Annotated in this window: 13 protein-coding genes; 5 read left to right on the plus strand and 8 right to left on the minus strand. The window is 69.7% G+C overall.

Annotated elements, in window-relative coordinates; genetic code table 11:
• Positions 1 to 124: 124 nt before the first annotated feature.
• From AJAP_RS19860 to AJAP_RS19870, 3 genes are all read left to right on the plus strand, one after another.
• A complete protein-coding gene (locus AJAP_RS19860; protein ID WP_038513898.1) occupies positions 125 to 1,018 on the plus strand; it encodes a RecB family exonuclease in 894 nt (297 codons plus the stop codon).
• 9 nt (positions 1,019 to 1,027) lie between these two features.
• On the plus strand, positions 1,028 to 1,813 hold the full coding sequence (locus AJAP_RS19865) for a thioesterase family protein (protein ID WP_038513901.1): 786 nt from the start codon (positions 1,028 to 1,030) through the stop codon (positions 1,811 to 1,813).
• A 67-nt stretch (positions 1,814 to 1,880) separates the two neighbouring features.
• The gene (locus AJAP_RS19870) at positions 1,881 to 2,816 is read left to right on the plus strand and encodes a ParA family protein (RefSeq protein ID WP_037337476.1); all 936 of its coding nucleotides are present in this window, start codon (positions 1,881 to 1,883) and stop codon (positions 2,814 to 2,816) included.
• Between the two features lie 71 nt (positions 2,817 to 2,887).
• Here AJAP_RS19870 and hisG read toward each other — a convergent pair whose 3' ends face one another.
• The 5 genes from hisG to AJAP_RS19895 form a co-directional block, all read right to left on the minus strand.
• Positions 2,888 to 3,733, minus strand: coding sequence for an ATP phosphoribosyltransferase (gene hisG, locus AJAP_RS19875; RefSeq protein WP_038513903.1), 846 nt, complete (start codon positions 3,731 to 3,733; stop codon positions 2,888 to 2,890).
• A 32-nt stretch (positions 3,734 to 3,765) separates the two neighbouring features.
• Positions 3,766 to 4,029 (minus strand): phosphoribosyl-ATP diphosphatase, encoded by a 264-nt coding sequence (locus AJAP_RS19880; protein WP_016334149.1) that lies wholly within the window; start codon positions 4,027 to 4,029, stop codon positions 3,766 to 3,768.
• A gap of 72 nt (positions 4,030 to 4,101) precedes the next feature.
• Entirely contained in the window at positions 4,102 to 4,593 is a 492-nt protein-coding gene (locus tag AJAP_RS19885; protein ID WP_038513907.1) for a methylated-DNA--[protein]-cysteine S-methyltransferase, read from the minus strand.
• A gap of 14 nt (positions 4,594 to 4,607) precedes the next feature.
• Positions 4,608 to 6,071, minus strand: a complete 1,464-nt coding sequence (locus AJAP_RS19890; RefSeq protein ID WP_038513909.1) for a DNA-3-methyladenine glycosylase 2 family protein — start codon at positions 6,069 to 6,071, stop codon at positions 4,608 to 4,610.
• 56 nt (positions 6,072 to 6,127) lie between these two features.
• Positions 6,128 to 6,808, minus strand: coding sequence for an HAD family hydrolase (locus AJAP_RS19895; RefSeq protein WP_038513912.1), 681 nt, complete (start codon positions 6,806 to 6,808; stop codon positions 6,128 to 6,130).
• Between the two features lie 178 nt (positions 6,809 to 6,986).
• On the opposite strand from AJAP_RS19895, the gene AJAP_RS19900 reads away from it, so the two are divergent.
• Positions 6,987 to 7,886, plus strand: coding sequence for a PAC2 family protein (locus AJAP_RS19900; RefSeq protein WP_037337460.1), 900 nt, complete (start codon positions 6,987 to 6,989; stop codon positions 7,884 to 7,886).
• Between the two features lie 311 nt (positions 7,887 to 8,197).
• On the opposite strand, the gene AJAP_RS43660 is transcribed toward AJAP_RS19900, so the two are convergent.
• Genes AJAP_RS43660 through AJAP_RS19915 form a run of 3 tightly spaced genes read right to left on the minus strand, consistent with a single transcriptional unit; the run spans position 8,198 to position 10,851 of the window.
• The gene (locus AJAP_RS43660) at positions 8,198 to 9,022 is read right to left on the minus strand and encodes a metallophosphoesterase family protein (RefSeq protein ID WP_038513915.1); all 825 of its coding nucleotides are present in this window, start codon (positions 9,020 to 9,022) and stop codon (positions 8,198 to 8,200) included.
• A gap of 15 nt (positions 9,023 to 9,037) precedes the next feature.
• On the minus strand, positions 9,038 to 10,276 hold the full coding sequence (locus tag AJAP_RS43665; RefSeq protein WP_038513916.1) for an MFS transporter: 1,239 nt from the start codon (positions 10,274 to 10,276) through the stop codon (positions 9,038 to 9,040).
• Positions 10,273 to 10,851 (minus strand): helix-turn-helix domain-containing protein, encoded by a 579-nt coding sequence (locus AJAP_RS19915; protein WP_038513919.1) that lies wholly within the window; start codon positions 10,849 to 10,851, stop codon positions 10,273 to 10,275. Before AJAP_RS19915 ends, AJAP_RS43665 begins: the two co-directional genes overlap by 4 nt.
• 258 nt (positions 10,852 to 11,109) lie before the next feature.
• On the opposite strand from AJAP_RS19915, the gene AJAP_RS19920 reads away from it, so the two are divergent.
• Positions 11,110 to 12,717 carry an ABC-F family ATP-binding cassette domain-containing protein gene (locus AJAP_RS19920; protein WP_038513922.1) on the plus strand — a complete coding sequence of 536 codons (1,608 nt, stop codon included), beginning with the start codon at positions 11,110 to 11,112 and terminating at the stop codon, positions 12,715 to 12,717.
• Positions 12,718 to 12,740 lie beyond the last annotated feature (23 nt).

Here is a 12,740-nt window from a genome sequence, read left to right on the forward strand (position 1 = left end):
CGAAGCGTAGATGCCCAGGTGTGGGGTGCCGGTAACCCGCCCTTCCCGTCCGGGTGGTGTCGGTCATGCCGCTCCGGTGCGTCGCGGTCCCGGAACTGTCGGTGCCCGGCGATACGCTTCCCCCATGCCCGACACCGACACGGTCACCGCCGATCCGCCGCCCGGCGCCGAAGTCCCGCGCCGTCGGCCGGCCCTGTCCCCGTCGCGTGCCAGCGACTTCAAGCAGTGTCCGCTGCTCTACCGCTTCCGCGCGGTCGACAGACTGCCCGAGATCCCGACGAAGGCCCAGCTGCGCGGCACGCTGGTGCATTCCGTGCTGGAGCGCCTGTTCTCCCTTCCGCAGGCCGATCGCACCCCTCCGCAGGCCAAGGAGCTGCTCGCGCCGGCGTGGGAGGAGCTGTCCTCGGAACGTCCGGAGTGGATCGACCTGTTCGATCAGGAGGACCCCGACGCCGTCACCTCATGGCTCTCCTCGGCCGAGCAACTCGTCGACACCTACTTCGGCCTCGAGGATCCGCGTCGCCTGGAGCCGGAAGCGTGTGAGCTGCACGTCGAGATCGAACTGGGCTCCGGAGTGCTGCTCCGGGGCTACGTCGACCGGCTGGACGTGGCGCCGACCGGCGAGATCCGCGTCGTCGACTACAAGACCGGTGCCGCGCCCCGCGAGATCGGCGAGGCCAAGGCGATGTTCCAGATGAAGTTCTACGCCGTGGTCCTCTGGCGGCTTCGCGGTGTCGTGCCGCGCCAGCTGAAACTGATGTACCTCACCGACGGGCAGTCCCTGGCCTACACACCCGACGAGGGCGAGCTGATCCGCTTCGAGCGCACGCTGGAGGCGATCTGGCAGGCGATCCTCAAAGCGGGCAAGACCGGCGACTTCCGGCCGAACCCGAGCAAACTCTGCGCGTGGTGCGATCACCAGGCCCTCTGCCCGCAGTACGGCGGCACTCCCCCGCCGTACCCGGGCTGGCCGGAGCCGGATCCCGGCGAGGAGTCCGTATTGGACCGTGCGGATTAGGGTGCTTATGTGACAGAAGCTTTTTACTTGCCGTCAGGTGACGGCGTCTTCCTCCCGACCCCGCACACCGCCGGCCCGTGGACCCCGGATGCGCAGCACTTCGGGCCGCCTTCGGCGTTGCTGGTCCGCGCGCTCGAAGAGGTCGAGGCGCCGCACGCGAGCCAGCTGGCACGGGTGACGGTCGAGATCCTCGGGCCCGCGCCGTTGAAGGAGCTGTCGGTACGGGCCCGGGTGGAACGGCCGGGCCGGTCGGTCGAGTGGCTGACGGCCGAGCTCTCTCACGGCGAGCGGGTCGTCGCCCGCGCCTCGGCGTGGCGCATCGCGACGTCGGACACCACCGCGGTGGCCACGGCGGATGCTCCCGCGCTGCCGTCGCCGGACGGCCTGCCCGCGTCGAACTGGCCGGAGGGCTGGCACGGCGGATACCTGGAGGCCGTCGAGTGGCGCAGCGTCAAGGGCGCACTGGACGAACCCGGCCCCGCGACCGTCTGGGGCAGGCAGCGCGTCGCGCTCGTGGACGGGGAGAAGCCGAGCCCGTTGCAGCGGTTGTTCGTGCTGGCGGATTCCGGCAACGGGATCTCGAACTTCCTGGACCCGCGGGAGTGGTGGTTCATCAACTCCGAGCTGACGGTGCACCTCCGCCGCCCGCCCCTCGGCGACTGGATCGGCGTCGACGCGGCCACCCTGGTCGGCCCGAACGGGATCGGCACGGCGACCACGACGCTGCACGACACGTCGGGGCCGATCGCCTCGGGGGCTCAGGCCTTGCTGGTGCGGCCGCGACAGGCGGGCTGATAGACGCGCTTTCTCGGCGGGTTTCCAATAGCCTTCCCGGAACAACAGACACAGGGAGCGCTTCGGCATGCAGATCACCTCGGTGGTCAACCAGAAAGGCGGGGTCGGCAAGACCTCACTCAGCGTGGGCGCGGCGGCCGCACTGGCCGAACGCGGCCGCCGGGTGCTGCTGATCGACCTCGACCCACAGGGCCACGCGACCACTGAACTCCTCGGCCTGGACGAGGTGGCACCGGACATGCCCAGCCTCGCGAAAGCCCTGACCAAGGTGTGGAAGGGCCCGATCGAGGAACTCGTCGTCCGGCATCCGCGCAGCAACCTCGGGCGGGGCGGCGCGTTCGACGTCATCCCGACCTCGCCGGGGATGTTCGACCTGATCCGGCGGCTGGACCAGTTCCGGGTGCCCGGCTGGCAGCTGGCCAGGGTCATCCAGTTCGCCAACTACGACCACATCATCATCGACTGCCCGCCCGCACTCGACGTGCTGACCAACAACGCGCTCGCCGCTTCGCACGGGATCCTCGTGCCGGTGCAGCCGGACCGGACGAGCATCCGCGCGCTGCGCCTGCTTTCGGACCAGGTGCGTTACGTCGAACAGACCGTCGGCCGTCCGCCGATCGCCTACTACGGCCTCGTGCCAGGGCTGTACCGCCGCCCGATCTCGCACTACGCGGCCGCGGCGTTGCAGGAGCTGTACGCGTTCGGGATCCCGATGCTGTCGCACGTCCCGCTCGGCGTCGTGATGAACGAAGCCGCCGCGCACGGCGTTCCGGTGACGACGTACGCGCCGGAAACGCTGCAGGCATTGTCGTTCCGGGAGATCGCGGAGACACTCGACGGCTACCTGCGGAACCATCCGGCCGCGGCGATCGTGCCCGCGGACGAGGAGTTCGTCTTCGAGGATTTCATCACCGAGGTCTCGGTGACTCGCAGCGCGAAGGACAACGGGGCGCGCAAGAAGCTTTACGACCTGATGCCCAAGAAGCCCAACCGGCCCCGCTAGCCAATGCCATGAAAGGTCCTTTCCTTGCAAAATTTGCAAGGAAAGGACCTTTCATGGCGTCTGAAGCGAGGTCAGAGGCGGCAGGCCCGGATGTCCGAAGCGAGGACGGCCTTGGCGCCGGTCTCGGCGAGTTCGTCCATGATCCGGTTGACCTCCTTGCGCGGCACCATCGCCCGCACGGCCACCCAGTCTTCGTGCGCCAGCGGCGCGACGGTCGGCGACTCGAGTCCCGGCGTGATCGCGATGGCCGCGTCGAGCAGCGACCGCGGGCAGTCGTAGTCCAGCATCATGTAGTGCTGGGCGAAGACGACACCCTGCAGCCGTGCCTTCAGCTGGTCCTTGGGCCGGGTGTGCTCGGTGCCCGCCCGCTGCAGCAGCACCGCCTCCGATACGCAGATCGGGTCGCCGAAGGCCACGAGGTTGTGCTGGCGCAACGAACGTCCCGACTCGACGACGTCCGCGATGGCGTCGGCCACGCCGAGCTGGATTGAGATCTCGACGGCGCCGTCGAGGCGGATGACCTCCGCCTCGACCCCGTGCTGCTTGAGGTTCTCGCGCACGAGCCGCGGGTACGACGTCGCGAGCCGCTTGCCCTGCAGGTCTTCGGCCCGCCACTCCCGGCCCGCTGGCGCGGCGTACCGGAAGGTGGAACCGCCGAAGCCGAGGCCGAGGATCTCCTCGACCGGGGCGCCTGAGTCGAGCGCGAGGTCGCGGCCGGTGATGCCGAGGTCCAGTTCGCCGGATCCGACGTAGATCGCGATGTCCTTGGGACGCAAGAAGAAGAACTCGACCTCGTTGACCGTGTCGAGGACGGTCAGGTCGCGGGCCTCATGTCGCTTGCGGTAGCCGGCCTCGCCGAGCATCTCCGTCGCAGCGGCGGCGAGGGCTCCCTTGTTCGGCACGGCGACACGCAGCATTGCTTCTCCTTGGTTCTCCGGACGCGAACGCGTCACAGGTACCGGTACACGTCCTCTGTCGACAGTCCTCGGCCGAGCATGAGCACCTGTACGCGGTACAGCAGCTGTGAAATCTCCTCGGAGAGCCTGTCGTCGGATTCGTGCTCGGCGGCGATCCACACCTCGCCCGCCTCTTCGAGCACCTTCTTGCCTTGCGCGTGCACTCCCGCGTCCAGCGCGGCGACGGTGCCGGAACCGTCAGGGCGCGTGCGGGCGCGCTCGGCAAGCTCGGCGAACAGCTCATCGAAGGTCTTCACGGTCTGGAGATCCTTCCATCCGCGCCCGCGTCGCGCTGCCCCGGGCCGGTGTGTTGCCGCTCGCGTCACACTTCAGAACAGCGCGGCGCCGCCCCGTTCGAAGTCGAGCAGGTGCCGTTTCCGTTCGACACCACCGCCGTAACCGGTGAGATCGCCGTTGGAACCGATCACGCGATGGCAGGGCACGATGATGCTGATGGGGTTCTTCCCGTTCGCGAGCCCGACCGCGCGCGACGCGGTGGGCCTGCCCAGACGGTCGGCGAGCTGACCATAGGAAACCGTCTCGCCATATGGGATGCCGAGCAGGCCTTCCCAGACCATCCGCTGGAATTCGGTGCCGCCGAAGCTCAGTGAAAGATCGAATTCCTTCCGCTGTCCGGCGAAGTATTCCTTCAGCTGCTTCTCGGTGTCGGCGAAGATCGGCGCGCCCGGGTCCGGATGGCCGAAGCTCTCCTCGGCCGGGCGGTGCCGTTGCTGGACCATGTAGACCCCGCAGAGGCTTTCGCCGTCCGCGACCAGGGTCAGCTTGTCGTACGGGCTGTCGATGACGGTGTGCGTGCGCATGGCGCTCCTCGGGCTCAGGCGGCGGGCAGCCGGTTGATCGGGTGATCTCCGGTCGCCCAAAGGTGCTGGACGGCGTAGGCGCGCCACGGACGCCAGCGTTCGGCGTGCGCGGCGAAAGCCGCTGGGCCGAGCCCGAACCCCTTCGCGGCGACTTTGACGCCGAGGTCGGTCGGCAGGAAGGCGTCGGGGTCGCCGAGCGAGCGCATCGCGATGCTCTCGACGGTCCACGGGCCGAAGCCGGGCAACGCGTGCAGCCGCTCGCGGGCGAACTGCCAGTCGCTTCCCGCGCCGAGGTCGAGCCCGCCGTCGTTCAGTTCGGCGACGAGGCCGAGCAGGGTCCGCTTGCGGCTCTGTGGCATGGCGAGGCTTTCCGGGTCGATGTCCGCCAGCGAGGCGGCGTCCGGGAAGACGTGGGTGAGGCCACCGTCCGGATCGTCGACGGGCTCACCGTGCGCGAGCACCAGCCGGGCGGCGTGGGTCCGCGCGGCCGCGGTGGACACCTGCTGACCGAGGACGGCACGGACGGCGAACTCGTCACCGTCGACCGTCCTCGGCACCCGCCTGCCGGGCGCCGCGGCCACGAGCGGGCCGAGCAGCGGGTCCGCGGCCAGGGCTTCGTCGACCGCGGCCGGGTCGGCGTCGAGGTCGAGCAGACGGCGGCAACGGCTGATGGCGGTCGAGAGATCCCGCAGATCCGACAACGTGAGCCGGCAGCCGATGTAGCCGTCTTCCGGCTTGAGCGCGACGACGGCCGCGCCGTGCGGGAGCCGCAGCGTGCGGCGGTACGCGCCGTCGCGCCATTCCTCAACGCCGGGGACACCGGTCGCGACGAGATGCCCGAAGAGGTTGTCCGGGAACAGCGGCTTCCGGTACGGCAGGCGCAGGTTGAGCGTCCCGGGCGCGGTCGCCGGCGCGGTGCGGACACGGGCGCGCAGTTCCGTCGGGGACAGGGCGAAGACCTCACGGACGGTGTCGTTGAAGGTCCGGACGCTGCCGAACCCCGCCGCGAGGGCGACGTCGATCATCGACAGGCCGGTCGTCTCGATCAGCAGCCGCGCCGTCTGCGCCCGTTGCGCACGGGCGAGGCTGAGCGGGCCCGCGCCGAGTTCGGCGCGCACGTGCCGCTCCACCTGCCGGACGCTGTAACCGAGCCGGGCGGCCAGCCCGCTCACGCCGTCGGTGTCGACGACGCCGTCGGCGATCAGCCGCATCGCCCTGGCCACCAGGTCCGCGCGCTCGTTCCACTGCGGCGACCCGGGGCTGGCGTCCGGGCGGCACCGTTTGCAGGCACGGAACCCGGCCTCCTGCGCGGCCGCCGCGCTCGGGTAGAACGTCATGTTCTCCGGCTTGGGCGGGACGACCGGGCAGCTCGCCCGGCAGTAGATCCGCGTCGTCAGGACGGCGGTGAAGAACCAGCCGTCGAACCGGGCGTCCTTCGCCTGGACCGCGCGGACGCAGCGTTCGAAATCCTCATGCACCAGGCCAGCATCACCGACCGCACCGGGTGCGGTCTAGCGGAAATGCGACATGGCGGTCAGGGCAGGAGCGCGGTCAGCGCCGGCACGTCGAGCCCGACCAGCGACGAACGGAACACCCGCCGCTCTCCCGGTTCGACGTCGACGTCGTTCGGGATCACCACCACCGTGCAGCCCGCGGCGGCCGCGGAAGCCGCGCCGGGCGGTGAATCCTCGATCGCCACGCACCGGGAAGCCGGGACTCCCAGCAACTCCGTGGCCAGCTGATACGGCCTCGCGTGCGGCTTGTTCAGACCATCGACCTCGTCACCGCAGACCGTGGCGGCGAAGTACTCACGGCCGATGGTGTTGAGCGCGAGTTCGGTCAGCGACCGTTCGGTGGAGGTGACCAGCGCCATCGGGACACCGTTGGCGCGCAACAGTTCGAGCAGCTCCTGCGCGCCGGGGCGCCACGGGAGGGGGCCGTCGAAGAGGTTGGCCGTGCGGCGGCGGATCCACTCCCCCATCTCGGCGATCGACTCGGGCGTCACGGGCCTGGCGCACACTTCGAGGAGGAACGCGGCCGTGTCGTCCATATTGGACCCGACGAGACTCAGGCGCTGTTCCTCGGTCAGGCTGCCGCCGAGGCTTTCGACGGCCTCGTAGAGCGCGACGTCCCACAGCTTCTCCGAGTCGACCAGCGTGCCGTCCATGTCCCACAGCACGGCGGCGAGTCCGTCCGGTGTGGACGGTTCGGTCACGGCTCCCCCTCACGTTCGGTCAGGCCTTCCGGAGCCCACGGTAGCCGAGACGGATTCACGTCGACGGCCAGGTGGTTGCCCGAAATGTCGCATTGCGTCGGCTCCGCGCGGTTCGCCGCCACGAAACGCCACCGGACATGCCCAACGGCGCACGGCCCCCTGGTCGTAGGCTGGTCCGGTGAGTGAGCCCGTCGACGAGACCCAGCGGCCCGGCCGCGACCACCCGGATGACACCAAGCCGATCATGATCGTCGCCTTCGAAGGATGGAACGACGCAGGTGACGCGGCCAGCCGGGCGGTCGAGCATCTCCAGCTCAACTGGGATGCGACCCCACTGAGCGAGCTGAGTCCTGACGAGTACTACGACTTCCAGGTCAGCAGACCGACCGTGCGCATGGTGGACGGCGTCACCCGGCGGGTCGACTGGCCGACCACGCGGCTCTCGGTGTGCCGCCCGGAGGGCTTCAGCCGGGACATCGTGCTGGTGCAGGGGCCCGAACCGAACATGCGCTGGCGCGCCTTCTGCGCCGAACTGCTGGAGCACATCCAGCAGCTGGAGGTCTCCACCGTCGTCACCCTCGGCGCGCTACTGGCCGACACCGCGCACACCCGGCCCGTCCCGGTCACCGGGACGGCGTACGACAAGGACACCGCTTCGCAGTTCGGGCTGGAGCTGAACAACTACCAGGGACCGACCGGCATCGTCGGGGTCCTGCAGGACTACTGCGTGCAGGCGGGTGTCCCGGCGGTCTCGATCTGGGCGGCCGTGCCGCACTACGTCTCGCATCCGCCGTCGCCCAAGGCCACGCTGGCGCTGCTGCACAAACTCGAGGACGTGCTCGACGTCGAGATCCCGCTCGGCGCCCTTCCCGAGCAGGCGGAGGAGTGGCAGCGGACGGTCACCGAGATGGCCGAGGAGGACGAGGAGATCAGCGAGTACGTCCGGGGGCTCGAGGAGCGCGGCGACGCGGAGACCGAGTTCACGCTGGACGACGTCAGCGGGGACAAGATCGCGGCCGAGTTCGAGCGGTACCTGCGGCGTCGCCGTCCCGGCCAGGACGGTCCCGGGCGAGGCTGAGCTCGCCTCACGTACATGAAGGCCCCCTTCCTTGCGGCAGGCGCAAGGAAGGGGGCCTTCATGTACTCGGCAAGGTGTGAAGGTCGAGTTTCCCCGGCTGAGCCGAGGGAGGCGTAGGACCGGCGGTCTCGCGTGACCGACCGGACGACACGCGTGATTCGGCGGACGACGCGCGTGACTGGACGGACGACACGACGCGGCCGCCGTTCCACCGCGAGTCGTCCGCCGGATCACGCGTGTCGTCCATCCACACACACGTGTCGTCCCTCCAGACATGGCCGGCTCCAACCGTCCTTACCAGTCACGAGGCGTCAGAAGATGCGCCGCAGCGGGATCGGCCCCCGCGCCCGCTTCCGCCACTCACGCGGATAGCCGAGCGAGACCTCTTCGAAGCGCACGCCGTCCGCCTCCGTGGAGCGCGGGATGTGCAGATGCCCGTAGACGGCGACCTCGGCACGGAAGCGCAGGTGCCAGTCCTCGGTCTCGGTCGTCCCGCACCACAGCGCGAACTCCGGGTAGTACAGCGGTTCGGTCGGGTGGCGGTGGAGCGGCCAGTGCGACATGAGGATCGTCCCGTGGTCCTCGGGGATCGCCTCCAGCCGCTCCGTGCTGATCTTCACCCGGTCGGCGCACCACGCCTGCCTGCTGGGATACGGATCGGGGTGCAGGAAGAACTCGTCCGTGCACAGCACGCCAGCCTCACGCGCCTGCTCGATGGCCGCCAGCATCGGCAGCCCGTCGGCCAGCGGGGTCCGCCAGCTGTAGTCGTACAGGACGAACAGCGGCGCGATCGTCAGCGGCTTCTCCTGGTGCTCCCACACCGGATACGGGTCCTCCGGGGTGAGGACGTCGATCTCGCGGCAGCGTTCCACCAGATGCTCGTAGCGCGCCTGTCCGCGCAGCTGACATTCATCCTTCTGGGTGGTCCACAGCTCGTGGTTGCCGGGTACCCAGACGACCTTCGCGAAACGTTCGCGCAAGGTCTTGAGCACCCCGATCACGGATTCGGCGCGTTCGGCGACGTCACCGGCCACGAGCAGCCAGTCGTCGGGGGTCCGGGGGACGACCTCGTCGACGAGCGGGGCGTTGCCCTCATGGGTGACGTGGAGGTCGCTGGTGGCGAAGAGATGCGGCACTCCACCACCGTAGCTTCACCCGGTCCGGGGAATCGCCGGAATTGCCTTACCGCGCAGCCTTCCCGACGCCGACACGCCCAGCACGATCAACGCCGAAAGGGTGTGCAAACCCGCCTGGACGTTCAGCAAGACCCCCGTGCCCAGCACGTTCAGCAGCCAGCCGGTCAGCAAGGCGCCCAGCGCCGTGAACCCCGCGGTCCCGGCGAAAACGGTGCTCAGCACGCGGCCGGAGCGGGCCGGCGACGCGGCGGTCTGGACCAGCGAGAGCAGTCCGGATCCGGCGAGCACTCCGGGGGCGCCGACCAGGCCGAAGAGCCCGATGAACACGCCCAGCGAAGCGGTCAGCGCGGGCAGGTTCCAGATCACCGCCGACAGCAGGCCGAGCGCGAGCCCGCCCCAGCCGAGCAGTGCGGCGGGCGCGACCTTGCGGGCGACGGTGGCGACGGCGAATCCCGCGGCCAGCCCGCCGAGCGCCTGTACGCCGCGCAGGAGGCCGACGTCGCCTTCGGTGCCGTCGAGGATGTCGAGCACGAAGACCACGAACAGCACCAGGAACATCCCTTGCGCCAGCGAAGTCAGGACCACGACGACGCCCGCGAGGCGAAGGCGTCCTTCGCGGCCGATCTCGCGAAGCCCGTCGAGCCACGCTCGCCACACCGGCTCGTGCGGTCCGGCCGCTTTCGGCGCCGCGACACGATGGAACGGCCGCGCCAGCAGGGCGGAGCCGATCACCAGCACGCCGAGATAGGCGACCACGACCCAGCCCAGGCCGCCGAACCCGAGCAGGAGACCGCCCGCCCAGCCACCGGCGAGCCGAGCGACGCTGCCGTTGATGCTCATCAGGCCGTTGGCGCCGATCAGCTCGCCGGGAGGGACCAGTTCGGGGACGAGCGCGTTGCGCGCGGGCTCGAACAACGAAGCCAGGCCCGCCTGCGCGGCCATCACCGCGTAGATCACGTGGACCGGACCGCCGGACGCGACGAACAGCAGCGGCAGCGCCACGAACGCCTGTCCCGCGCACACCACGCACAGCACCAGCCGCCGGTTCCAGCGGTCCGCGATCACGCCGGCGACCGGGCTCAGCAGTACCGCGGGCACCAGGCCCAGGACGATGCTCAACGCCGTGGTGGCCGCCGAACCCGTCGCCTGGAAGACGAACACCGGCAGCGCGATCTGCAGCATCCACTCGGCGGTCTCGGAGAAGAACGCGGCGATCCACAACCGCGCGAACGCGGGTTCCCTCAACGGTTTCATCTGCCCGGTTTCCCCTCGGCGTCGATGCGGAGGAACGCCCGCAGTCCCAAGTGGACCGGGAGCGCCTCCGCGGGAGCGTCTTCACGGATCGCGCCGACGTAGGGCCGCACGAGCGCGTCGATCCGCTGGACCAGCTCTTCCAGCTCGGCGGCGGTCACCCGCAGCGAGTAGTTGTTGATCCCCGACGCGTCCCGCCACTCCTTGCCGAGCCGGTCGGCGGCGTCGAGATAGCGCTCGGTCAGCTCCTTTTCCCTCGCGAGGGTGGTGCCCACGACCGCCAGCTGCGCCCCGTGCAGCTCCGGGTCGTCACCGAACTCGATGCCGACCTGGCACGCCCGCCACGGCCGCTCCCGCCCGTCCTCCCCCTCGACCCGCTCCACGAGACCGTGCCGCGCCAGCTGACGCAGATGCCAGCTGCAGTTCGAGGCGGTCGAGCCGACGGCCGCCGCGCACTCGCTCGCGGTCCGCGGGCCGACCGCCATGAGGTGGTCCACCAGCGCCGAACGCAGCGGATGCGCCAACGCCCGCATCAGCTCGACGTCTTCGATCCGCTTGCGCGGCGGTAACCCGGCCATCGCCCGATCCAATCTGAAAGAAGTCTTTCGAAAGTTCTCTTTCAGATTTACAGGCGGCCGCCGCGCTGTCAAGCGAGTCACGTCTCGACGCACAAAAGGGGTTGACTAATGCTACTGGTGTTGCGTTAGACTCTCCGCATCATGGACAACTGACATCGCACCTTCCCCGTTCCGAGGCGGCTCCGGTCGAGCACAGCTCCCGTAAGCCACGAAGCCCGGCGGGGTTCCCCCATGTCCGAAGAAACACGGTGATGTCGTATGTCTCTTTCCCTGATCGCCAAGGACCTCGTCCACTCCTACGGTGCCCGCGTCGTCCTCGACGGCGTGAACCTGACGGCTTCGGCCGGGCAGCGGCTCGGGCTGGTCGGCGAGAACGGCGTCGGCAAGTCCACGCTCCTGCGCCTGCTGGCCGGAGTGGAAGAGCCGCAGGGCGGCGAGGTGCTCCGCGGCGACGACCTCGGATTCCTCCTCCAAGAGTTGCCGTTCCCGTTCACGGCGCGGTTCTCCGACGTCATCGACGACGCGCTCGCCGAGATCCGGCGAGCGTCGGCGAGGCTCGACGAACTGACCGCGACGCTCGCCCGGCATCCGGACGACGCCGCCGTGCTCGACGAGTACGGCACGGTGCTCGAATGGGCCCAGGCGCACGACCTGTGGGACGCCGACCGGCGCGCCGAGGTCGTGTGCGCGGGGCTCGGGCTGGCCGGGATCGATCCGGCGCGCGAACTGGGCACGCTGTCGGGCGGCCAACGGTCGCGGCTCGGCCTCGCCGCGTTGCTGATCCGGCGGCCGGGCACCCTCGTCCTGGACGAACCGACGAACCATCTCGACGACGCCGCGATGGAGTTCCTCGAACAGCATCTCGCTTCGCTGACCGGTGTCCTCGTGCTGTCGTCGCACGATCGCGTGTTCCTCGACGCGGTCTGCACCGACATCGTCGACCTCGACCCGGCGCTGGGCGGCCCGACCCGGTACGGCGGCACGTATTCCGACTACCTGGACCAGAAACGGGCCGAACGGGCGCGTTGGGAACAGCGTTACGCCGAGGAACAGGACGAGCTCAAGGAACTGCGTGAGTCGGTGGCCGTCACCGCGCGCAACGTCGCGCACAACCGGCCGCAGCGCGACAACGCCAAGATGCTCTACGACTTCAAGACCGGGAGGGTGCAGAAGCAGATCTCACGCCGGGTCCGCAACGCCCAGCTGCGGCTGGACGAACTGGAACGCGATCAGGTGCGGAAACCACCCGCGCCGCTGCGGTTCCAGGGCGATCTGACCGGCGAGCCCGGCGAGGGGAAGACGGCGATCTCGGTACGGGACATCGAGATCGCGGGGCGGCTGCGGCTGGCGACCTTGGATGTCACGACCACGTCGAGGCTCCTGATCACCGGCGGCAACGGCGCCGGGAAGTCGACGCTGCTGTCCGTCCTCGCCGGCTCACTGACCCCTGACTCCGGCACCGTCCTTTCCGGACGCGGCGTGCGGATCGGCCTGCTGGCACAGGACGTCGTGTTCGCCGAGCCGGAGAAGACCGCGCAACGGACCTACGCCGAAGCCCTCGGCGAGGACGCTCCCCCGTTGCGTGGGCTGGGTCTGCTGGCCCCGCGTGATCTCGGGACCCGGGTGGGCGCGTTGTCCGTCGGGCAGCGACGGCGGCTCGCGCTGGCACTGCTCATCGCCGACCCGCCGGAGGTGCTCCTGCTGGACGAGCCGACGAACCACATCTCGCTCACCTTGGCCGAGGAGTTGTTCACCGCGCTCGATTCCGCGCCGGGTGCCGTCGTCATCGCGTCTCACGATCGGTGGCTGCGGCGCGGTTGGGCGGGCGACCACCTTCGGCTGGAAGCAGGTCGCGTCGCCGTGTAGGGCGTTATACGGATGTCAGGAAA

The sequence above is a fragment of the Amycolatopsis japonica genome (genome assembly GCF_000732925.1).
GTDB classification, from domain to species: Bacteria; Actinomycetota; Actinomycetes; order Mycobacteriales; family Pseudonocardiaceae; genus Amycolatopsis; species Amycolatopsis japonica.